Annotated in this window: 20 protein-coding genes; 15 read left to right on the forward strand and 5 right to left on the reverse strand. The window is 31.0% G+C overall.

All coding sequences use genetic code 11. The features are described 5' to 3' along the window. Positions 1-259 precede the first annotated feature (259 nt). The 4 genes from C661_RS22810 (at position 260) to C661_RS0113750 (ending at position 4447) form a co-directional block, all read left to right on the forward strand. On the forward strand, positions 260-724 hold the full coding sequence (locus C661_RS22810) for a hypothetical protein (protein WP_017415913.1): 465 nt from the start codon (positions 260-262) through the stop codon (positions 722-724). A gap of 81 nt (positions 725-805) precedes the next feature. Continuing rightward, a complete protein-coding gene (locus C661_RS21980) occupies positions 806-2050 on the forward strand; it encodes an ABC transporter ATP-binding protein (protein ID WP_192812668.1) in 1245 nt (414 codons plus the stop codon). Further along, the gene (locus C661_RS0113745) at positions 2047-3849 is read left to right on the forward strand and encodes an ABC transporter ATP-binding protein (RefSeq protein ID WP_017415915.1); all 1803 of its coding nucleotides are present in this window, start codon (positions 2047-2049) and stop codon (positions 3847-3849) included. Before C661_RS21980 ends, C661_RS0113745 begins: the two co-directional genes overlap by 4 nt. Before the next feature lie 214 nt (positions 3850-4063). After that, positions 4064-4447 (forward strand): hypothetical protein, encoded by a 384-nt coding sequence (locus C661_RS0113750; RefSeq protein WP_017415916.1) that lies wholly within the window; start codon positions 4064-4066, stop codon positions 4445-4447. 400 nt (positions 4448-4847) lie between these two features. On the opposite strand, the gene C661_RS0113755 is transcribed toward C661_RS0113750, so the two are convergent. After that, entirely contained in the window at positions 4848-5387 is a 540-nt protein-coding gene (locus tag C661_RS0113755) for a nitroreductase family protein (protein ID WP_017415917.1), read from the reverse strand. A 481-nt stretch (positions 5388-5868) separates the two neighbouring features. Between C661_RS0113755 and C661_RS0113760 the strand changes: the two genes are divergently transcribed. The 11 genes from C661_RS0113760 (at position 5869) to C661_RS0113810 (ending at position 16769) form a co-directional block, all read left to right on the forward strand. Then, positions 5869-6387 (forward strand): GNAT family N-acetyltransferase, encoded by a 519-nt coding sequence (locus tag C661_RS0113760; RefSeq protein WP_017415918.1) that lies wholly within the window; start codon positions 5869-5871, stop codon positions 6385-6387. A 135-nt stretch (positions 6388-6522) separates the two neighbouring features. Further along, a complete protein-coding gene (locus tag C661_RS0113765; RefSeq protein WP_017415919.1) occupies positions 6523-7149 on the forward strand; it encodes a Type 1 glutamine amidotransferase-like domain-containing protein in 627 nt (208 codons plus the stop codon). A 54-nt stretch (positions 7150-7203) separates the two neighbouring features. Next, on the forward strand, positions 7204-7773 hold the full coding sequence (locus tag C661_RS0113770; RefSeq protein WP_017415920.1) for a hypothetical protein: 570 nt from the start codon (positions 7204-7206) through the stop codon (positions 7771-7773). Positions 7774-8084: 311 nt separating this feature from the next. Then, on the forward strand, positions 8085-8654 hold the full coding sequence (locus C661_RS0113775; RefSeq protein WP_017415921.1) for a hypothetical protein: 570 nt from the start codon (positions 8085-8087) through the stop codon (positions 8652-8654). Between the two features lie 346 nt (positions 8655-9000). Continuing rightward, positions 9001-9555: a sigma-70 family RNA polymerase sigma factor gene (locus C661_RS0113780; protein ID WP_017415922.1), complete on the forward strand. Its 555-nt coding sequence runs from the start codon at positions 9001-9003 to the stop codon at positions 9553-9555. 4 nt (positions 9556-9559) lie between these two features. After that, positions 9560-10663 carry a DUF4179 domain-containing protein gene (locus C661_RS0113785; protein ID WP_017415923.1) on the forward strand — a complete coding sequence of 368 codons (1104 nt, stop codon included), beginning with the start codon at positions 9560-9562 and terminating at the stop codon, positions 10661-10663. A 363-nt stretch (positions 10664-11026) separates the two neighbouring features. Further along, positions 11027-11398, forward strand: a complete 372-nt coding sequence (locus C661_RS0113790; RefSeq protein WP_017415924.1) for a PH domain-containing protein — start codon at positions 11027-11029, stop codon at positions 11396-11398. Between the two features lie 449 nt (positions 11399-11847). Next, positions 11848-12417 carry an RNA polymerase sigma factor gene (locus tag C661_RS21985; protein WP_017415925.1) on the forward strand — a complete coding sequence of 190 codons (570 nt, stop codon included), beginning with the start codon at positions 11848-11850 and terminating at the stop codon, positions 12415-12417. Further along, positions 12407-14203 carry a DUF4830 domain-containing protein gene (locus C661_RS0113800; protein WP_017415926.1) on the forward strand — a complete coding sequence of 599 codons (1797 nt, stop codon included), beginning with the start codon at positions 12407-12409 and terminating at the stop codon, positions 14201-14203. Before C661_RS21985 ends, C661_RS0113800 begins: the two co-directional genes overlap by 11 nt. A 294-nt stretch (positions 14204-14497) precedes the next feature. Further along, positions 14498-14908, forward strand: a complete 411-nt coding sequence (locus tag C661_RS0113805) for an iron chaperone (protein WP_017415927.1) — start codon at positions 14498-14500, stop codon at positions 14906-14908. A 502-nt stretch (positions 14909-15410) separates the two neighbouring features. After that, on the forward strand, positions 15411-16769 hold the full coding sequence (locus tag C661_RS0113810; protein WP_017415928.1) for a UTP--glucose-1-phosphate uridylyltransferase: 1359 nt from the start codon (positions 15411-15413) through the stop codon (positions 16767-16769). A gap of 270 nt (positions 16770-17039) precedes the next feature. Here C661_RS0113810 and eam read toward each other — a convergent pair whose 3' ends face one another. The 4 genes from eam to C661_RS0113830 all read right to left on the reverse strand — a co-directional run bounded on the left by eam (position 17040) and on the right by C661_RS0113830 (position 22415). Further along, complete coding sequence (eam, locus tag C661_RS0113815) at positions 17040-18317, reverse strand: glutamate 2,3-aminomutase (RefSeq protein WP_017415929.1); 1278 nt, start codon at positions 18315-18317, stop codon at positions 17040-17042. 489 nt (positions 18318-18806) lie between these two features. Then, positions 18807-20144, reverse strand: a complete 1338-nt coding sequence (locus C661_RS0113820; RefSeq protein WP_017415930.1) for an ABC transporter permease — start codon at positions 20142-20144, stop codon at positions 18807-18809. A 14-nt stretch (positions 20145-20158) separates the two neighbouring features. Next, positions 20159-21487, reverse strand: a complete 1329-nt coding sequence (locus C661_RS0113825; RefSeq protein WP_017415931.1) for an ABC transporter permease — start codon at positions 21485-21487, stop codon at positions 20159-20161. Continuing rightward, on the reverse strand, positions 21474-22415 hold the full coding sequence (locus tag C661_RS0113830) for an ABC transporter ATP-binding protein (protein WP_017415932.1): 942 nt from the start codon (positions 22413-22415) through the stop codon (positions 21474-21476). The genes C661_RS0113825 and C661_RS0113830 overlap by 14 nt, the downstream gene beginning before the upstream one ends. Positions 22416-22879 lie beyond the last annotated feature (464 nt).

Consider the following 22879-nt stretch of genomic DNA (forward strand, 5'->3'; position numbering starts at 1 on the left):
AAATAATAATAGCATCAATATGTACTATTGCATTAATCTTAACAGTAATTAAAAAAAGAAAAAAAGGGATAAAATATGTTTGATATTTCATAATCTTCTTAAGTGGAGTGTATACTTAAATTTTATGATATATGGGTCTATAAATTACAGCTTAATAATTTCTTTTTTACTGAATGAAAATAACAAAAGTCATTTTAAGACCACGGAAAACATATAATTTACGATGAATTTAATTTAGCTTGATTGGGGATTTAGATATATGGGGAAAAAACAATATAACATTTTAGACCTAGGGAGTATTCCTTTCAGATGTGCAAAGGGTTATTCCTTTTTAATAGCATTACAAAAGATATTAGATGGAATTGTTCCAAGTATACAAATATTAATAACGGCAAAGTTTTTAGATGTTGCCATGCGGATAGCAAATGGAAAAAGCAACCTTTCAGAAATAATATTACCTTTGATTTTAATAGGAGTTTTCATTGCTTACACTTGGTTATCTAGCCAAATTATAAAGTTCGTGGAGTATAAACTTGAGTTTAAACTGAGGGAAAGGTTTAGAGTTAGTATTACAGAAAAAGTAGCCAAGCTTCAGTACAGGCATATTGAAAATCAAGAAACTTGGGATTTAATTTCTAGAGTGTCAAAGCAGCCTGAGATTGTGTTTAAAAAAGCTTATATTAACACCTTATCATTTTTGTCCATGCTACTAAGAATTGTGTGAGTATTGGTTATTTTAATAACTCAGGTATGGTGGGCAGGACTCACAATTTTACTTATTAGCATACCACTTGTAATTTTAGCTATGAAAAGTGGAAAGGAAACCTATGATGCTAGTAGGGAAATATCTAAGCATAGAAGAAGATATGAATGCCTAGGAGAAGTTTTGACTGGTAGAGAGGGAGCCCTAGAGCGAAATCTTTTTGGATTCACTAAGGAAGTTAATAAAAAGTGGAAGGAACAGTATGAAATTACAAGAAGAATTGTTTTTAAAGCAGATCTTAAGTTCTTTGTAAAGTTAAAGCTTGGGAGCATAGTTACAGCAATAATAACTATATTAATGACTACGGTTTTAATAAAACCAGTATTAGATAACTTAATGTCTGTGGGAATGTTTATTTCCATTGTTAATGGGCTTTTTTCACTAGTTCAAATGATGTCCTGGCAGTTAAGTGAATATGTAGGGGAGCTAGCAAGAAATAAAGAGTACTTGAAGGATTTAGGCAGCTTTGAAAGTTTAGAGGAATTACAGGGAGCTGTTGATTTACCATCAGTAAGTGAATTTGAAGTGGAGACCTTAGAGTTTAAGAAGGTGTCCTTTAAATACCCAGGTACAGATTTTTATATTTTAAAGGATTTATCTTTTAAACTTGAAAAGGGAGCTCACTATGCCTTTGTTGGTGCTAATGGAGCAGGAAAAACTACAATTACTAAGCTTATTACAGGGCTATATGAGGATTTTCAGGGTGATATTTTAATAAATGGTAAAAGTATTAAAGCTTACAAGTATAGCGAGTTAAAATCCTTGTTTTCTGTGGTGTATCAAGACTTTGCTAAATATTATATTTCCATGAAAGATAATATTTCCTTAGGTGATGTGAACCACTTAGGAAAAGAAGAAGAAGAGGAAAGCATAAAAAATTCCATTAATATAATGGGGCTTGAGGCAGCTGTGGAGGCACTTCCAGAAAAGTTAAATACACCACTTGGAAAGATAAAAAGCAATGGTCAAGACTTCTCAGGAGGACAATGGCAAAGATTAGCCATGGCAAGGTCAATTATAAGTAAGGCCTCTTTAAGGATATTAGACGAGCCAACTGCAGCCTTAGATCCCATAAGTGAAAGCAAGATTTATGAGGAGTTTGAGAAAATAAGTAAGGGCGGCACAACCATATTTATAAGTCATAGGCTTGGGTCAACAAAGTTAGCTCAGGAGATTTTTGTCCTTGAAAATGGCACCATCATAGAAAAAGGTACCCATGAGGAGCTTATGGAGAAAAGAGGAGTCTATGAGAAAATGTATGAAAGCCAAAGGAGTTGGTATTTATGATGGGCGAGAAGAAGGATAATATATCTCTTTATAAAATACTAAAAAACATTCTCCCTATGATATTTGAGACTTGTCCAGTATATTTTACCCTTTATAATTTATTATCAATTATTCATGGAGTATCCCATGTGGTTACTGTTATTATGACTCAAAAGTTTTTCGATGCTATTGCTAATGCAGTGAGTAACAGAGGGAGTTTTAAAGAAGTACTATTAATGGTATTGGCTCTAGGAGCCACATTAGTAATCAATCAAATATTAAACGGAGTTGCTAATTTTATTCCTGATGATATAGGTTTTAGAGTTCAAGGTAATATTGGAGGCAAAATTAATGAAAAGGCAGGCAAATTTGATGCATTAACCTTTGAAATTCCTTCTAATTTAGATGCCATAAACAAGGCTAATGAGGGATTACTTAATAGCATGTATTTAGTATTTATAATTTCAACTATTTTAACCTTTTACTTTCCATACTTTTTAGTAATGGGAATTTACCTTTATAGTTTAAAACCAATACTAGCAATATCGCTTGTAATTATATTTATACCAGTAGCGCTCACTCAGCTTTTAAGGCTAAAGGTATTTACAAAGTTATCTGATGAATCAGCACCTATAAGAAGAGAATTTCAGTATTATGAGAAATGTATTATTGATAAGGAATACTTTAAAGAAACAAGACTTCTTGGGGCTTTTAAATATTTTAGGGATTTATATTTGTTAGCTATTGATTCATTAAATAAGAAGATTTGGAAGGCAGAAAAGACCTCTGGAATCATGGAGCTTACAATGAAGGCAATAACACTTTCAGGATATTTGGTCATTTTATATTTACTTGTAATTGCGCTAATCAAGGGGGACATTACGGTAGGAGCCTTCGGTGCAGTATTTGCATCTATTGGCAGTATGTTTAACATCATGGAGGAAATAGTATGTAGACATGTGGGTGCCATTACGGAAAATTTAGGTAATGTAAAAGGGCTAATAAAGCTTTTAGAAATGCCTGAAAGAGAAGGAGAAGATAGTGATAGAAATGAGGTTACTGGAATAACTCTCACAGAGGTTTCCTTTAAATATCCAGGAGCAGATAAAGAAGCACTAAGCAATATCAATTTAGAAGTTCAGCCAGGAGAAACCATTGCGATTGTTGGTGAAAATGGTGCAGGAAAAAGTACCTTAGTAAAGCTCATGATAGGACTATTTTCTCCAAGCAGTGGAAGTGTCACTTTAGGGAAGGTGGAAACCTCTAAAGCTTCTATGAAATCCTTATATAAAAATGTATCTGCAGTATTTCAAAACTACCAAAGATACAAAATGACTTTAGGTGAAAATGTTACTATAAGTGACTTTAAAGGTAATAGTGAGGTCAATAAAGATAATAAAGAGAAATTAAGCAGTGCCTTAAATAAAGCAGATTTAATTATAGATGAAGAAAAGTTTAAAGATTCCTATGACACCATGCTGTCTAGAGAGTTTGATGGGATAGACTTATCTGGTGGTCAATGGCAAAGAATAGCAATTGCAAGGGGGTTTTATAGGAATTATCACACCATTGTTTTGGATGAACCTACTGCTGCCATAGATCCAATAGAAGAAACTAAAATTTATAATAAATTTGTAGACATGTCTAAAGGTAAAACTGCCATAATTGTAACCCATAGATTAGGCTCAGCAAAGATAGCAGATAGAATCGTGGTGCTGGATAATGGGGGAATAAGCGAAATAGGTACCCATGAAGAACTAATGAGTAAAAATGGGAAATATGCAGAGATGTATAGGGCTCAAAGCAAGTGGTATGCTTAGTCTTAGTAAGGTTCAATTTAAGAGGATAGAATTAGATAACCTAGTTTTTTGAATTGTGAAATAAAGACATTATAAAATTCTATTTGAATAATAGGTTATAAAAAAGACATCTCTTTTTCATATAAAAATAGCACCATTATCATAATATTGAATATCCTATTATTAGGGATGGGACAAGCTTTTTATCTCTAATAAAAAAACAGGTGATGAATATATGTTTGGAACAGAATTTCAATCTCAAGTTGCTAATAATTTAATAACTCAAAACAGTCCTGTAACAATTGGATCAGCTTGTGTTGCTGAGCTAGAGAATAACGTCTTTGTTTTGCTTGTTGAAATAGAAGTGCAAGTTCCAGGTCCAGATATTGAACAAGTGCTCATAATAAGATTAACACCAGCTCAAGCAGCTGTGTTAATACCACAAGTTGGTCGTTGTAGAATAGTAAATCAAATTCCAACCCAAGCACCTGGAAGAGAAGTAAATCTTATTTGCGGATTTGCATTTGGTCAGAATATATTCTTAGTATTTGACGTTGAAACCAACACAACAGATGAGCTAGTTTTAGTTAGAGTTCCTTCATGCCCAATTGTTGGATAAAACTAATAAACTAAAATTTGGAGATTAATTATAATATTAAGAAGCACGATTTCTATTTTTAAAAAATAATCTATAGTATGAGATAAGGAGTCAGTGCACTGGGGATAACTCTCAGTGTACTGACTTTGTTATAAATTTTATATTATCCTTAAATCTTTATACCTTTTCCATTAGATTTTGCAAGAAAAGTAGCAGATGCTCTTAAAGTTCTAAGAAAATAAACAAATTTGAATACCTATGGAATATCCATAGGTATTCTTCTTAAACATTTGATTTAGAATGTAAAAATGCCGTAAAATTCACTTCTAAATAATACGGCATTAAGAAGTTATTAGATTTTTAATTTTAGTTATTAAATAAGAAAACTTGGAATTAGCATGTTTAATTTACATGATTAATATTACCAACGCTCATAATATACTATATCTTCGAGTTTCTTTCTTGGACGAGGTTTTGGAGTTTCATCAGGATAGCCAATAGTTATAACTCCAACTACATATTTGTCAGAAGGTATATTTAAAACTGGCCTAATCTCTTCTTGCGTAAACTCAGCAACCCAGCAGGCTCCTAGTCCTGAATTATTAGCTTGTAGCAACATATATCCTGCTGAAATTGAGGTGTCTCTAATAATTCGTTTCACCTCATCCTCGGGACTATTATCATCCAAATAAACATCTATACCTTCTTTTATTCTACAACGTATATCTGCAACGCATACAATAAAAACAGGAGCTGTAAGCATCCATTTTTGATTATGAGAAGCCTCCATTACATTCTGTCTCATTTTTTCAGACCTTACTACTATATAGCGCCAAGGCTGTGTATTATTACCTGATGGCGCAAGTCTTCCACTCTCAAGTACCTCATTTATTTTTTCATCTTCAACTGGCTTGTCAGCATATTTTCTTATGCTTCTACGCATTTCAATTTCTTTAATCATATATTGTTTTCACTTCTTTCAATTGTATTTTAATACATTTTATCATACCATTTTGCCTCGATTACTTATAATCATATCATTTAAGGGTAATTGATTCCATATAACTAATAAATTACAGAGTATTTATATATTATTTTTTAACACTGTATTGTTCAGTTTTCAAAGAACATTATTATTACCCTAAATTTCACTAGCTGCATTGCTTGATTATCAAGAGGTGTCTTAATGATTCTTAGTAATGTTCATCTCAAATGGAGCAGGGGAGTTGAATATAATTGTTAAGGATTAGGAGATAATGCTTAATTAATATTTGCTTTTTTAAAAGTCTTTTAGTAGGCATAGATGTGTTTTTTTTATTGCTAAAAATATATTCAGATGCTACAGGTATATTGTTATGGTAATTATATGGTAAAATGAAACTTATACCATAGTGTTTTCCTATGTTAGATTATTTTATAATAATAGTAAAGGGGTATTGAATATGGGGTTAAAAAATTTAGAAACAAATAGGTTAATAATTAGAAGTACTAGGAAAGAAGATACGGATTTTTGCTTAGGCATATGGTTAGATGAGGAAATGGGGAAATACTTATCAGACCCACCTCGTGAAAAAGCAAATGATCTCTATTTGGAATGGAAAGAGAATGTAGAAATTTATGATGGTTGTTATTATTTTATTGCAGTTTCAAAGGAAACTGGAAATTGCATTGGAACCTGTAGTGCAATTCCAAGTGAAGACAAAAGGCAATGGGACTTAGGATATGCCATTCATAAAAACTACTGGCGTCAAGGCTATGCAACGGAAATGATAAAAGCATTAATTGACTTTTGTCATGGTAATGGCGCTAAGAAAATAACAGCTCCTGTGGCACAACAAAACAAGGGTTCAAATGCAGTGCTAAAAAAGCTTAACTTTTATATTGAAAAAGAAGGTACTTTCAAAAAATCTGGCACCGACATTATATATGATGAGTATGTATATGTCCTTGATTTAGAATAATTCTTGCTTTAGTAAGATTAATAATATTTTCAGGGTAGTGTAGTGCAAATGAGAAACTAAGCAAAAGTTGGAGGTATATTATTACAGTAATTATATGGTAAAATAGTGATGGGTTAAATTAAGGGGTGATTAAGTATGTTGATATTATCAGGTGGGGGAGATCCAGAAAAAGTTAAGCCAATTGATAATTTTTTTGCCAGTAAAATAAATAAAGAAAAAGTGTTGATATATATTCCTATTGCAATGGAGGAATCCTGTTTTACTTATGAGGAATGCTATGAGTGGTTCACAAAAACTTATAGGGAATATGGAATTCGTAAAATCCAGATGTGGACTGATTTAAAGGGAAAGAAGTTATCTAGTGAATATGCAGGAGTATTCATTGGAGGAGGAAATACTTATAAGCTACTAAAGATTATGAAAGATACAAATTTTGATAAAGAGGTTATTAAATTTTTAAGTAATGATGGTATTGTTTATGGAGGTTCCGCTGGAGCTATTATATTTGGAAAAACAATTGATTCAGCAAAATACGCAGATAAGAACATAGTTGATTTAATGGATACAAAAGGTTTGAATCTTTTAAATAATAAAGATGTTTGGTGTCATTATAAGAAAGAAGATGATGAGTTAATTAATTCTTATGATAATAAGCTATACATTTTATATGAGGAGTCAGGGATTATTATTGATGGACAAGATGTGAAAGGAATAGGGAAAAAATATAAAGTGAAATCCTTGCAATTTAAAGCACAAGGATGATTGTTTAATTTCAAAGGTTCATGAAGTTTGGTGATAATATAATGGAGGTTACATATGAAAAATAATAATGAAATATTAAAAAACATCCCTTTTACATTTTTTATCTTATTACCAATTATAATGATAATTTTTAGAAGTAATGGAATCACCCTTATGAACAATACCTATGCAAATTTATATTTAATTATTTATGCAGCAATTTCAATAAAGTTTATTTTCGGAACTAATAAAAACTCTAAGTGGTTAGGGATATATGTGCTTATTTATGTACTATTTGAATTTTGTGCTTACACTGGTTCATATGAATCATACAAATCTCCAAACAATAAAAATACAGTAATTGTAGAATATATAAATGTGTTTCCTCATGCAGAAAAATTAAAGGTTTATAAAAGGTCTTTTATTATATTTAAAAAAGAACTAGTAGAAACTCCTGTCGCTGGCTCAGGAGACTACAAAATATTATGGAAAGGTGATAGCTCTGTAATAGTAACTGGAACTCCTATAGCAAGTTTTAGAAATTCTTATGAGAATGGTAGTCTTGATAATCATTATAAAAATATGATAAATGAAGGTACAATTGAGTTGATTTTTACTGAAGGAATTCTGATAAACATAGAATAGAACCTGTTTCCTTGTCGGCACAAGCTTGCTTGTGAACTCAAAATATCCTTCACATCTTTGACTTGTTATTTTCAGATGCCTAATAATAAGTTAAGCCTTAGTTTTATAACTGTAAAACTAAGGCTTATTTTTATTATAAAAGTATAAATATGTAAAATGACAGTTATTGTATGGTAAAATATAAGTAGAGAATAATAGACTGGAAAATAGGATGTAGTAGTTTTAAAGCTACAACACAAACATTAAGGAAGAAGTAAATATAGGGTTCTCATTTTTATTAAAGTATGACCATAGCATAATGGAGGGTAAATATGAAAAGTAAGGATATAACAATTAAAAACATTTCGCTTATGCTTTTAATCTTATTATCAATTTTAATGATAGTTTTAGAGAAAAATGGAATCACTCTTATGAATAATATATATGTATACATATATATTGCTATTTATATAGGGCTTTCAGTAACATATGTTTTGCTAACTAATAAAACTTGCAATTGGTTAGGTATATTTGTAGTTGTTTATCTGATATTTGTATGTTTCAGTTATTTGGGTTCATATGAATCATATAAATCACCAAGCAATAAAAATAAATTAATAGTGGAAAATAAAACTGTATTTCTTAACTCTGCAAAATTAACGGTTAGTAAAGGAACTTGTGGGATATTTAAAAAAGAACTATTCCAAACCTCTAGCACTTGCTCACAAGGATGGAGCGTATTCTGGAAAGACGATAGTTCAATAATATTAACTGGCCCCGCTGTAGTAGAGTTTAAAGATTTTTATAAGAATGGTGTCCTTGATAATCATTATATAAACATGATAAAAGAAAGTAAAATTGAAATACTTTCTTCTGAAGGAATTCTGATAAACATAGATTAAGGTATAGTTTGAGGAAGAAAAATGAATAGATTGAACAGAATAGATTTAAAAAAATTTAATGAAAGAATAAAGTAACTTTATGTATAATAGGCTAAGGCTAAAATGAGCTATTCAGCCTAAAGTTATAAATTTTTGTACAGCTACTAGAAGCGCTAGCATTATGTTTAGGCTTAAAATATAATAAAAATAAATATCTGTAGAACTATGTGAAGTAAGGATAGTAATGAATTATTTGTTTATTACCATCCTTTATTTTTATTTTTGATAGAAATAGTGAAAATTCAACGAAGTATTAGGTGAATAGAAAAACACTTAAAAATGAGCTTGTATAGAAAAGAGGTTAATTATGGAGATTTCTGAAGATAATTTTATTCATCAATTAAAGCTGCAAAATGAAGAAGCTTTAAGTTATATCTTAGAGCAATATGGTTGGATTATTAAATCTACTGTAAAAAAACATCTGTATAATTTAGAAAGTCTTCAAGGTGAATGTATAAATGACATACTTATGGCAGTTTGGTACAACATCCATAGCTTTGATGAGAGTAGAAGTGAATTTAAAAACTGGCTAGCTGGTGTAGCAAAATATAAATGCATAGATTATAAAAGAAAGTATTTGAAGAATTTAGGTCATGAAGATGTTGACAATTTAGAGATCAGTGTAGAAGATAACTCATTGAATGAAATACTCAATAATGAGCTTAATAAAGATTTAGATTCCATGCTTAACTGCTTAAAGAAAGAGGACAAAGATTTATTTCTAAAGCTATATTTAGAGGAAAAAGCTATGGATCAGGTATGTTTTGAAACGGGTATGAAAAGAGAGGTTATTTACAACAGGCTATCAAGAGCAAAAAAGAAGATTAAAAATGTACTGAATACAAATGAAAGCAGGGTGTAATCTAATGGGCAATAATATATATGATATGTTAAATGATAACAATATTGATTTAGAAGGATTAGATAGAGAAGGATTTAATCCTATTGAAAAAAAACAAATAGAAGCTAGATTTAAAAAGTCTATTAATAAAAATGAGAAAAAGAGCATAAAGAAGGGAATAATGGCAGCAGCTATTGTAATTGCTATTGCGGTAGGAACTGTTGGAAGTGGTTTTGGAACTTCTGTAGCTGCTGCAATTAAGTTAGCAACAGCAGATATGGGATTATTTTTAGGCACTAATAAGGATTTAGGTAGATATAAAACTGTAGTTGATCAAAGTAAAAGTAGTGAGGCTATAAGTGTCCAATTAAATGAAGTTATACTAAATGGAAATGAATTAGTAGTGTCAACCACAATTAAATACGAGAAAGGTGATTTAAAAATTGAAAGTATTGATGTCCATGGAGAAGTATTTATAAATGGAGTAGAGCTATCAGAATCCTCCAGTGGAGTTGGAAAAATTACTAAGGATTCCACATTTCAGCAGGTAGTGACCTATAGTCTTAAGGACAATGAACTAAAAGGGGACTTAGCAGTAAAAATAGTTTATCCATCAATATTGTTAAATGGAGAAGTAACTAATATAAAACCTTATGAATTTGAATTTAATACTAATGGGGATAAATTAGCTGGAGACACTATAAAACTTCCAATAAATCATAACTTTACTTTGGAAAATGGTAGTATAGTAACACTAAAAAATTATGTAAGCAATAAAGTTAGTACAAAGTTATTTTTAGATATTGATAATACAAATAAATCTGAGACTGTTTATGATATACAGTTAAGGGGCTATGATAATTGTGGAAATAAAATTGTGTTTAAACCAAGAATTATGAGTGCAGACCAAGGTATTCTTGAACTATCAACTGCATTAGGTGAAGAAATCAGTGATGAGGCAATAGAGATAACCTTAACACCATATGCAGCGGCTTTTTCAGAGGGTAATGGAATTTTCATTAGTGACTTGAAGCAGATTGAGAAAAAAGTAGCCTTTCCAGGTAAAAATCAAAAGTTAGATAATGGTTATAAGCAAGTTGGCGAAGAATTTACTATAAAAATAAAGTAAGGTATGTATTCTACTTGCTAATTAATAAACTTTTTTAAAACTAAGAACTTTCAACAATTTGCATTGTTCAATTTGACCAATGCAAATTTTTTATAAAATAGCAGGCTTACAATTCATTCAAGAGAAATATAGCTAATTATATGGAAAAGATATTAGGTTTAAAACTACTCTTGAAAATGTTGGAATTCAACCTTTGTTTAAAGTATAATAGAGATATATACTTAGATAAATAGTTTCGATATTTGATAATGAATAAACAGAAGTCAAGAGATATTATAAAGTTATAAATATTTATTCTAAAAGTAGATTTAGTAATCTAATGGAGAACTATGAAACACTATAAAATTTAAGGAGGACAATAAAATGCCAGAATCAAATAACATTTTATCATGGACATTAATATCAGAGTGCCCAATTCCTAATGATGCAAAGGATTTACTAGTGGAAGGGGAGGTAGCAATTGCTGCTTATAAAACCTTCCGCGATAGTGCTATATTTACTAATAAGAGATTAATCGTAAGAGATTCACAGGGACTTACAGGAAAAAAAGTAGAGATATACTCACTACCATACTCCTCAATTAACATGTGGTCTACAGAAAATGCAGGAAAATTATTTGATATGAATGCTGAAGTTGAACTTTGGACAAGGGCAGGGCATATAAAAGTAAACTTAAACAAAGATGTGGATATACGTAAGTTTGATAAACTAATAGCAAGTGTTCTTTTAAAATAATATGTAAAATTGGAAGTGCTCACATGTTAGATAAATAATATATCATTCATTGGTTTAGAAGGTAGCTAAAGGTATGGTTAAAAATACTCTTAGCTACTTTTTTCTTACATAAATGCAATATTGAAGAATTGAAGCAAAGTATTAATTAGTGTTTCATTAGGTATCTGAAAATAAATGACAAGTGAAAAATATTTTGAGTTCACGAGCAAACTTGTGCTGACAAGGAGCTTGTTGACCTAGTATAACAGTAGTTAGAGGAAAATACTGACTTGTTTATTTTTGAAGATGCCTTATGCTAAATCTAAAAAAATTAAAATAGAAATTGAGTTTTAGAAAAACTGATCAATTGAAAAAGAAAGTTTATAGTAAAGTGTTACTTTTTTAAAATCAATAAGGTCTTTATAGTTATAGGGTATTTAGAGAAGATATATTAGGGGGGGGAAGAGTTTTTGAGTACAGATTCTTTGTTGGTAGAGAAAGTTCTAAAAGGTGATGAGAAGGCATATGAAACTCTTATTGTGAAGTATCAAGATACTATCTACGGTTTTTTATATAAAACCACCTTGGATAAAGAGGATAGTGAAGATATCATGCAAGAAACCTTTTTAAAAGCCTATAAAAATTTATATAAACTCGAAGATAAGTCTAGCTTTTATCACTGGTTATTCAAAATTACAATTAATACAATGAACACTCATTTAAAAAAGAGGAAAAAATCCACTGTGGAGTTTGATGAGTCTTTTGAAAACTTAAAATCCGATGATAAATACAATCCTGAAAATATGCTAGAGCTAAAGGAGAAAGAGAGAGAACTACATAGAAGATTGAGCATTCTTAAGGAAGATCAAAAGAATATTATTTTGCTTAAATTTGTCCATGGATTTTCTTATAAGGAAATAGCAGAATTTCTTAAAATTAATGAAGATACGGTTAAAATGAAGGCCTTTAGAGCAAAGAAAAAGTTATATATTTCAAGTGGAGATGAAATAGAAGAAGGAGGTATTTTAAATGAAGTGTAATGAAGAAAACTTATATAATTATATTGAAAACAAACTTGATGATGAAAACTTAAAAATGGTTGAAGAGCATATTAGAGTTTGTAAAAAATGCACAGAAGTTTTAAATGCTTTTAAGCTTATGGAAAGTATTAGTGAAACTCCACTTCATGCACCTTCAGGATTTGAAGCTACTGTGATGAGTAAAATAGACAAGGGCTTATATTCAAGGAAAAAGTATTTTTACCTAAATAAAATAATTGGAAGTAGAAGGACAGTTGCAAAGTGCACAGCAGTAGCAGTGCTAGCTTTTGCAGTAATAAGTATACCTATGTTTAATGAAAAGTTTAATTTAGTAGGTAAATTAAAGAACAATAATATAGCTAGAGTGCAAAAGGAAAATGCACAGAAAGAGGATATAGATGAAAAATCTAAAAATATTCTTCTTAAGTACAATTATCATATACAGGAGAAGCTTAGTGAAAAGCAAATTGTGTTAAATGAATCCTTTGGGTCAAATTTAGAAATAGAAGCATCTAAGGAGATAGGCCTTGATTTAGCACAATACAAGCATGTGGAAGTTAAGCAAGTAACTTATGCCTTAAGGGAAAAATCAAAGTATAACTTCAATGGAAGTATAAGTGCTGTTTTATACTATAATGATAAAAACGAATTAATAGGGGGGGGCTTATCTTACGATGGGTATGATCCAGGAATATTTCCAATAAATAGCCGAAGTCAGGTTAGACCTGAAGGTTTTCAGCCAGAGACATTTAAATTTGAAAATGTAGAAAGTATAGAACTAATTAAATTTGCAAATTCTAGTGGGGAAAACTTAGGTGTAGAAAAAAGAAGTACAATTACCAGGAATTTAGAGAAGTTTTTATCTGTATTAGAAACCTCTAAGCCAATTAATAAAGAGTTTAATGGAAAGAAATCTGTAGAAAATCAATATATGATATGCATTAATTATAAAGATAAGGCTGAGCTAAGATTATATTATTATAAGGATATAAATAAAATAGATATTACTGGATTAAAAGACTGGCATTATGAAACAACAGACGAGCTTAGAGCATTGGTTGAAACAGGTGATTTAACAAAGGAAACAACAGCAGTTTCCAAAAGGGATTTACGTAATAAAATTGCCAATAGTGTAGACTATTTCACGAGTGCAAAAGGAAGCTTTAGATGGAATGACAAAAGATTAAACAGTGATGTTACAGTAGATTACAAGGTGAACCTTAAAGATACCCCATCAAGCTATGAAAAAGAAACTTCAAAAGATGGAAATATACTTGAAGCAACTCTTAATGGAAATATAAAGACTATATTTTATAACAACTCAAAAACATATAGGATTGGTGAGGTATCCACATCTAAAGGAGATGCCACAAGAAATAATATAGAAAATAGATACGGTACTGCATCAGATGGTAGTAGTGAAGTCTATCTAAGACCTGACCCTTTATTTTTGATTTATGCAAATGAAAGTTTGTTTAACCAAAATTTAGCAGTTGGAATTTTAAAAGATGAATCAAAGTGGTCTATATCTGGCATAGAAAAGTATTTAGAGCTAGATGCAGCTATAATTGAGGGTACCTTTGACAATTACTATTCAACTAAATTAGCATCAACAAAATATAAGGTTTGGGTAGAAAAAAACTCTGGTATAGTATTAAAGATGGAATGGTATGATGAAAATGGAGACATAACAAAAGAGCTAGAAACCATGTCTATAAAATTAAATATACCAATAGATGATGAAGAGATGAAAAAGGATACAACAGGTTATACTGAAGCTTACTAAAAATAATCCTTATTGTAAAATATAATAAGGATATTACATTAATATATCTAATTGCATTTTACATTGTCTTTAAGATAAGTTGCCTAAAACTTATCTTATAATGTAGAAATAATATTGCAACTTATATGCTAAAGTATGGCTAATATATAGCAAATAAATGATTACAGAGGAGTAGTACTTAAAGTATAATAGAAATAACTACTTATAATGTAACAGTTAATATTTAACTTAGAAATTTGGAGGTCACAGTTACAATAAAAGTGACCATTATAGAGAGAGCGAGGCGAATATGTTATGTGGCAATGTCCTAAATGCGGACGTAATTTTAAGAATACAGACCAAGACCATTTCTGCGGCGAGGCGCCGAAAACTATTGATGCTTATATTGATGCACAATCGGAAGATGTTAGACCATTACTAAATCAAGTGAGAGATACACTTCGTTCCGCACTCCCAAATGCCCAAGAACGTATCTCATGGAGTATGCCAACTTACTGGAGTAAGCAAAATATAATTCACTTTGCTTCATTCAAAAATCACATTGGGTTGTATCCTGGACCTGAGGCTGTAGTGCATTTCACTGAAAGACTAAGGGAATACAAGACAAGCAAAGGCGCAGTGCAGTTTCCTCATAGCAAGCCATTACCACTCCAGCTTATTGCAGAAATAGCAAAATGGTGTTACCATACTGGGAACCATCATTAATAAGGAAAGGGTATGCAGAATTTTCATACCCTTTCTTTATCTGTTAAAAAAGTGAGGAAGTAATTTAAACTACTTTTCTACTTTAATTAAAATTCAACCTATTATTTTCTTAATTAAGCATAGTGGAGAACAAAAAAAACAAGTGGTTTTTCAAAAATTATTTAATGTAATAAAGTGTTAAAATTTGACTTGAGTATATTTAGCATATTATAGTCAATTTAGATTGAGAATAAGAGGGATATGTAAGTAACCTATAATTTCTATAATGAGAAAAATTATAGGCTACTTGTATTAAAGAGAATGCAAAAAGAGTTAGCTAAATGCAGTGTGTTTATTGGATATAATTAAGATTTTAGTATAGTTAGATACTAGATATTACAAAAGAAAATTGTCCTGTATGCAAAATTAGTTTATGGTAAAATATTATTAAAGAGAAATATTGCCTTGCAGTTTAGGGGAAATACATATTTATAAATAACTATTATGATGGAGATGATTTTTAATGAACAAAGATTTAGATAAAACTATTGAGTTGTTGAAGAAATATAATCAAGAGCATTTACTACAATTTTATAGCTTTTTAAGTGAAGAGGAGAAATCAGAATTAATTAATGAAATACTTTCAATAGATTTTAATTTAGTACAAGATACATATAATGGCGTGAAATGTGATGATAGCAAAAAAGAGGATAATGAGTTTAAACCACTTAAAGCAAAGAGTCTTAAACTGTACACAGATGCAGAAAGAGTTAACTTATATAATATTGGAATGGATGCGCTAACAAAGGGCAGGGTTGCTGTTTATTTAGTTGCAGGTGGGCAAGGAACTAGGCTTGGGCATAAAGGACCAAAAGGCACATTCAGTATAGGTTTACCTTCAGGAAAATCACTGTTTCAACTTCAATGTGAGAGACTTATTTATTTATCAAAGGAGTGTAAAAAGTATATTCCATTATATATCATGACAAGTGTTGATAATCATCAGGAGACAGTAAGCTTTTTTGAAGAACATAATTATTTTGGTTATCCTAAAAGTATGATAATGTTCTTTAAGCAGAGAACCATGCCTGCTGTAGGTGAAGATGGAAAGATACTTTTGTCTGATAAGGGTAGAATTGTTATGAGCTCTAATGGAAATGGAGGTTGCTTTCTTGCTTTAAAAGAATCAGGAGCCCTTGAGGATATGAAATCTAAAGGAGTTGAATGGTTGTTTATATATGGAATTGATAACGCCTTAGTAAGAGTAGCTGATCCACTTTTTATTGGATTTACTATATGTTCAAAGCAGTTAGCAGCTAGTAAAGTAGTAGAGAAAAAGTATGCCGAAGAAAAAGTAGGAGTTTTGTGCTATAGGAATAATAAACCTGCTATTGTTGAATATTCTGAGATGCAAAATATAATTGCAAGTGAGGTTGATTCAGAAGGAAAGCTTGTTTATTCAAATGCAAATATATTAAATCATTTATTAAATATTAAATTCATAGAAAAAATAATAGAGGAACCGTTACCACTACATATTGCACATAAAAAAATTGAACATTTAGATAGTCACGGAAGGATGGTAGTACCTACTGAACCTAATGGTTATAAATTTGAATATTTCTTATTTGATATATTTGAGAAGTTAAGTGATATGGCAGCTTTAGAAGTGGAAAGAGAAGAAGAGTTTGCTCCAGTAAAAAATAAAGAGGGAGAAGATAGCCCTGAAACAGCAAAGGAATTAATTTTAAATTTGCATAAGAAATGGCTTACTAATGCAAGGTTTAATAAGACGTTGTTAGAGAAAAATCAAATTGAAGTTTCTCCTTTAATATCATATTATGGAGATAATTTAAGCGGTAAAAATATTAATGAAATCTAAAGGCTAGTTTTATTTACCATTAGATTTATAGAGAAACAACTTAAGTAATAGATAATTTACTACTTAAGTTGTTTATTGTTTTCTCAGCATAAACACATGCACTTCTTTATGTTTTTTAGGGTATATAATTAGGGCTAATTCAAGCGAAATACCTTGGAACCAGCATAAACACTATATATTGTTATATTCTTTTATTTATAACAATAAACATTAATCCCAATGGGATAAAACTCCATAATAAAGCCCTAAGTAAAAATACTTAGGGTTATGTTAATTTGTAATATTTTCTTTTAATAGACTCCCTAAGTCTTGTGTGAATTTATTAGGATAGTCATATATTTTGCCTTCCCAAGTTCTAATTTTAACATAGTTTTTACCTCTAGATATGATGTATTGAGGTAAAATTGGGGTTTTTCCATCTCCATTTGGAGCGTTAACAATGTAAGTTGGGATTGCCATTCCAGAGGTATAACCCCTGAGATATTCCATTATTTCAATACCATCATCTATAGATGTATTAAAGTGGGTGGTTCCAACTACACTTTTAGCATGGAATATATAGTAAGGCCTAACCCTGCATTTTAAAAGCTGCTGATTTAGAAGTCGCATTACAAACTTATCATTATTTATGCCGTTTAATAGTACTGCCTGATTTCCTAGGGGAATTCCTATATTAGATAATTTATCACAGGCTTCTTTTGCTTCTTTTGTGATTTCTAAAGGGTGATTAAAATGGGTATTTATATAAATAGGTGAATACTTTTTAAAAATATTAAGTAAATTTTCAGTAATTCTTTGAGGTAAGTTCACAAGGGTACGAGTACCAAGTCGAATATAATCTACTGTTGGTATATTATATATTTCTCCGAGCAGCCAATCGAGGGTATCATCAGACAACATAAGAGCATCGCCACCAGTGATTAATACATCCCGTATTTCAGGGTTATTTCTTATATAGTCAATGGATTCCTTCAGAACTTCTTTAGTTTTGTGGGTGTCTAAAGTGCCAATGTTTCTTCGTCTTTGACAATGTCTACAAAAGGATGAGCAAAGATTTGTAACATTAATAATTAGTCTATCAGGATATCTCCTTGTAATAGCACCAGCTGGATTTGTAAATTCTTCTCCCATGGGATCAATAGAGCCATGCTGGTTTAATTCTAAAATAGTAGGAATAGATTGAAGCCTTATTGGATTTAGTTTATTATCATCCATTAAAGAGGCATAGTAAGGTGAGATTCCCCATCTGAATTTTTCCTGAACTTTTCTTATGTTATTTATTTCAGAGTCATCCAACTCTACAATTTGAGATAGTAAATCTACATCTTCAATTCTATTTCTTATATGCCATTGCCAATCATTCCAATCAGCTTCTGTACCCTTAAGTAGGGACAGGATTTTTTTCTTTTTTTCCTGAATTTTAGCTTCTACAGTATTGGATAACCCCTTAGGGATAGTATCCTTAATCTTTGTATAATCCTCAATTTTTGATTTTAATTCTTCTGCACGATTAAGTGCACACATAGTTTTGTTTTTTTCTTTAGCCATAAGACCCTCCTTTATGTTTTTATTATATATGGAACCAAAGCGAAGACTTAACTTAGTATTGAAGCTACATTGGTTCCCTTAAGGCTTTTTTAAAGATGAATAAGATAAAGTTTCGCCAGGTAAACTTTAAGAAAAGCAAGTTTACCTTTAAGTATATTTCTGCTATATAAAGATAACTTAAACCTTAATACTACATATAGAGAGTCAAAGTGAAGATTTACCCCATATATGAGCCAACTTGTTTTCCTAAGACCTTTGGAAAACAGTAAGCCAAGATTCCACTAAGAAATCCTATATGCGGTATATAAAAAGTTTCTTTGTAAAAGTTATTTTTAGGAAGTAATGATATTAAATTACTTATTATATTATATAATAACATAATATTCAAAATATATAAATATTTTCGACAAATATTTAAAAGGCAGCTAAAAGTATGGTTGAAAATACTTTTAGCTGCACTTTATTCATAAACCTAATATATTAAAAACCTTACTTATTAGCCTTTAATATATTACCTATTACTTTAAAACTAAGCTTCTGCCCATTATATAACACAAGTCCTTTATAAATTTTAGCGGCTAGCATTATTGTTAACAAGGAGAAAATTAGTAGTAGAGCTGTTGACATAATCCCTGCTGCCATACCCATGGTGCCTGCAATAAGATCAGCCGGCACTATGAAAGGAGAAGTAAAGGGAATATATCTAGCTACGGAAAGTATACCTTCTTTACCAAGGATTGGGGCAAAGTAACAAACTAACCAGCTTATAATTATTGGCATCTGAAATACCGCTTGAGTAGAGGCCACATCCTCTGGTTTTGAAACCATGCAACCAGCAACAGCAGCAATAATGCAGTAAAATAAGAATCCTAAGCAAAAGAAGGCTATTGCAAGTAGTACTGCTGGAAGGGTTAATGCAGTTTCTCCTAAGTTATCCTTAAGAAAGTTGATGATGGTAATTGCTGAATTCTCATAGTTAGGATAAATACTTTGCGCAATGGCATTTCCACCATATAACCCCACAGTGCCTGCTGCAACCCAAGTTACAAATTGTCCCAAGGCCATAGATGTAACAGCTAGTACCTTACCAGTTATCATAGCATAGGGGTGAACAGAGGTTAATAACACTTCCATGAGCTTGGAGGTTTTTTCTGTAGATACTGATTTACTGATGGTCTGACCATAAAGTAGTAGCATAAAGTACATTACAAAGCTAAATACCATAGGTGCCGCTACTTTGATTACTTTGATTACTACACTAGAATTTTCACCAATTTCTGAGAAGGATACTACTGTTGGCTTAAGTACACCAATAAGTTGCTCCGAGGATAAACCTACCTGTAGGAGTTTGTTTGTTTCAAAAGCAGAGGACATTGAGTTAAGTAGAGATTCTGCTTCACCTTTTGATACCTTTGAGTTTTCAGGTATAAGAGCTTTTAATTCGTAGCCTAAATCTTTCTTTGTAATAACTACAGCTATAGCCTCAGAAGACTTTTCTCCTGCAGCTTTAACAGTTTCTTTACTAGACTTATCAATAACGTTTATATATTCAGCTTCATTAAAGTCATTTTTATTAGTCTTAGAAATTATATCCTTATAATTGGTTGGCTGTAATCCACTATTATCTAATACATATACAGCTTTAATTGGAGAGGGGTCACTATTACTTTCCTTATCAGGTTTAGCCACTACCAAATTCACCACTACCAATGCTCCTATTATAAGTAATGAAACTAAGGTAGTAACAAGCTTAAAACTAATGCCCTTTGTAGCCTGTGAAAGGGTAAAGGCATACACTGAAGTCCATCCTCTAAAATTATCTTTCATTTTTCCTTCCCCCTTTACACCGTCTTTGAAATTTTAATAAGTTCTTTAAGTTTAATTTTATTACCATTATGAAGTATTAGTGTTTCATAAACTTTTGCTACAAATTTAAATAATAGCATAATAGTTATTATTTGAAGTGCAATAGCAGCTGCTACAAATGGTAAGGTTACCTTTCCAATTAGAAGGGCACCAGGCAATATGAAAACTGAGGACAAAGGGAATAAGAAAGAGAATATAACAAATCCATTAATTCCCGATGCCATTAATACACTGGCAGCACCCATTCCAACATATGCTCCAATTAAGTTAATCAAGGTGAATAAGGTAAGTCCTTCACTCAATTCTTCTAGCCTGCTTACAGATGCTCCTGCAAGGCCTGCTAAGGTGGCATAGAAAATCATTCCAACACCAATGAGTATTAAACAGAAAATAATATTAGTTATATTTAAATTCTGAAAAATATTTTTTGGAAGGAACTGCGAAAGTACACTTTCTCCACTGCTTGAAGATAAGCCACGTGAAATTATATTGGAAATAAATAATGCTACTATCATAGATATAACTTGAAATAGCACCGCAGTGAGCATGGCAAGAATTTTACCAATCATTATAGCAAGTGGTTTAACAGAAGTTAGTAGGTATTCGATAACTCGAGTTGATTTTTCTGTTAGTATAGAGGAAGCAATTTGTGTGCTTGCCATTATGTTCACCATCATAACTATAAATAGGATTCCATAAATGAATCCGTACTCGCTACCTGATATAGAAGTATCTTCTTTTACAACTTCTATACCATTAACATCAGTGGTAAATACCTTAGTTTTTACTTCTGCATTAATCATATCTAACTGGGTGCTATTTACTCCAAGGGAATTAAACTTAATAGTTTCAAATTCCTTTTTTATAGAATCTGCAAGGGTATTTAAGGTGCTTTCTTTAACAGGCCCCTTGGTAGCTCTTACAAATTCTAAAGAATACTTATCTTGAACTTCACTAATAGTTAGTATTATAGATTCTTGTTCACTTTTTTCAATTCTTTCTGAAACTGCTGTATAATCTTCCTTCATTGGCTCAAAAGAAATATGCTTTAGGGTTTCATCTATGAGATTTTGAAAATCTATGGTTGAAATATTGGTTTTATTATTTACATAGATTTTTTTCACTGTACTAGGAGAAGTTGAGCCAGAACTATCCTTTGAAGTAAGTGCACTTACAATGGGCATAGAAATCAGCATTAATGCAAGGAGTATGGCGAAGGAAATAATATACGCTTTACTTTTTAAAGTTTGTGTAAGGGTAAAGGTGAAGACATCCTTCCAACCAGTAAGACTATTCTTTTTCATTAATGTCGCCTACCTTTTCAATAAATATTTCATGCAAGGAGGGTTCACGAAGTTCAAATTTAATAACTGGAATCTTATCTTCAATAAGCTTTGATAAAAATTTCATTGCATGGTCTTCGCTTTGAACTCTTAAATGATACTCACTTGGGGTTTTATTTACAATGTCGAGTTTAAAGGAGGCAATATAAGATGCAATGTCTACATCACTTTTAACAAAAAGGTTCACACGTCCATAGCCTTTCTTAATCTCATTTAAATTTCCTTGAAGGACTGCTTGGCCATGATTCAATATGTTAATATCAGAACAAAACTCTTCAATAGTAGGCATTTGATGACTAGACATAATTAGATATTTGTTCTTTGAAATTTCTTCTCTAATAATTGATTTAAATAAATCTGTATTCACCGGGTCAAGTCCACTTAAAGGTTCATCTAGAATAATTAATTCCGGATCAGAAATTAAAGTAGACATGAGCTGAATCTTCTGTTGATTTCCTTTAGATAACTGCTCTGCGCGATAAGGCTTTGGAGCTTTTTTACCCTTTACCTTAGGTGGGAATAGGTACTCACTTACAGATAATCTCTCACTCCAGTATTCAATACGACTCATAGCAATTTTTTTAGGTACATTTCTAAGCTTTGCAAAATATAAAAGTTGATCAAGTAAAGAATACTTTGGGTATAATCCACGTTCTTCTGCTAGATAACCTACATTAGTTTTCAAGGGATCAAGAGGTTGACCCTTCCATTGGACTTCTCCCTGATCCTTTGCTAGCATTCCTAAGATGATACGAAGTGTTGTAGTCTTTCCAGCTCCATTTGTTCCTAGTAGAGCATATACTCCTGGTTTATCGATTTGGAAACTTAAGTTATCAACAACAACTTTGTCTCCATATTTCTTTGTCAAATTCTTAACACTTAAAGTCATAATATCCCTCTTTCCTGAAACACATCAGATAAAATTTCGTATAACGGATCTCATTTTTAGTAGAACTATAACATCATCTGTAAGTTTCTAATCTATGATTTTCTTGAAAATGTAGCAACATAGCCTAGTGAAATTGTTTAGTTTAGCCCAAATCTGTTTCTAATGTTGCTCTACAATATGAACTTGTTGGTTTTTTAATACTTACCTAAAAATGCCATCCCTCAACATGGTAATTATACTATAATATTCCTAATTTAAAAAGTTAATTCCATTATATCTATGGATAGTATTAATCTATAACAAAATAGCTACTAGGGGCTTCCATAAATTAAGTTAAATTTATTTACATTCATTTATAAAAACTTCAAATTCAACCTATAGTGAGGAAGCACAGAAAATGATATAATGGAATATAGTGGTAATGATTTAGATTTGGATGGGATAACAGGTCTAATTCAAAAGTA

The sequence above is a fragment of the Clostridium tunisiense TJ genome, assembly GCF_000300195.1.
Taxonomy (GTDB): domain Bacteria; phylum Bacillota; class Clostridia; order Clostridiales; family Clostridiaceae; genus Clostridium_J; species Clostridium_J tunisiense.

Bases quoted from the DNA above. Each gene is read 5' to 3' on its own strand.
- C661_RS22810 (WP_017415913.1), top strand. From the start codon at position 260: ATGGGGAAAAAACAATATAACATTTTAGACCTAGGGAGTATTCCTTTC.
- C661_RS21980 (WP_192812668.1), top strand. From the start codon at position 806: ATGAAAAGTGGAAAGGAAACCTATGATGCTAGTAGGGAAATATCTAAG.
- C661_RS0113745 (WP_017415915.1), top strand. From the start codon at position 2,047: ATGATGGGCGAGAAGAAGGATAATATATCTCTTTATAAAATACTAAAA.
- C661_RS0113750 (WP_017415916.1), top strand. From the start codon at position 4,064: ATGTTTGGAACAGAATTTCAATCTCAAGTTGCTAATAATTTAATAACT.
- C661_RS0113755 (WP_017415917.1), bottom strand. From the start codon at position 5,387: ATGATTAAAGAAATTGAAATGCGTAGAAGCATAAGAAAATATGCTGAC.
- C661_RS0113760 (WP_017415918.1), top strand. From the start codon at position 5,869: ATGGGGTTAAAAAATTTAGAAACAAATAGGTTAATAATTAGAAGTACT.
- C661_RS0113765 (WP_017415919.1), top strand. From the start codon at position 6,523: ATGTTGATATTATCAGGTGGGGGAGATCCAGAAAAAGTTAAGCCAATT.
- C661_RS0113770 (WP_017415920.1), top strand. From the start codon at position 7,204: ATGAAAAATAATAATGAAATATTAAAAAACATCCCTTTTACATTTTTT.
- C661_RS0113775 (WP_017415921.1), top strand. From the start codon at position 8,085: ATGAAAAGTAAGGATATAACAATTAAAAACATTTCGCTTATGCTTTTA.
- C661_RS0113780 (WP_017415922.1), top strand. From the start codon at position 9,001: ATGGAGATTTCTGAAGATAATTTTATTCATCAATTAAAGCTGCAAAAT.
- C661_RS0113785 (WP_017415923.1), top strand. From the start codon at position 9,560: ATGGGCAATAATATATATGATATGTTAAATGATAACAATATTGATTTA.
- C661_RS0113790 (WP_017415924.1), top strand. From the start codon at position 11,027: ATGCCAGAATCAAATAACATTTTATCATGGACATTAATATCAGAGTGC.
- C661_RS0113800 (WP_017415926.1), top strand. From the start codon at position 12,407: ATGAAGTGTAATGAAGAAAACTTATATAATTATATTGAAAACAAACTT.
- C661_RS0113805 (WP_017415927.1), top strand. From the start codon at position 14,498: ATGTGGCAATGTCCTAAATGCGGACGTAATTTTAAGAATACAGACCAA.
- C661_RS0113810 (WP_017415928.1), top strand. From the start codon at position 15,411: ATGAACAAAGATTTAGATAAAACTATTGAGTTGTTGAAGAAATATAAT.
- eam (WP_017415929.1), bottom strand. From the start codon at position 18,317: ATGGCTAAAGAAAAAAACAAAACTATGTGTGCACTTAATCGTGCAGAA.
- C661_RS0113820 (WP_017415930.1), bottom strand. From the start codon at position 20,144: ATGAAAGATAATTTTAGAGGATGGACTTCAGTGTATGCCTTTACCCTT.
- C661_RS0113825 (WP_017415931.1), bottom strand. From the start codon at position 21,487: ATGAAAAAGAATAGTCTTACTGGTTGGAAGGATGTCTTCACCTTTACC.
- C661_RS0113830 (WP_017415932.1), bottom strand. From the start codon at position 22,415: ATGACTTTAAGTGTTAAGAATTTGACAAAGAAATATGGAGACAAAGTT.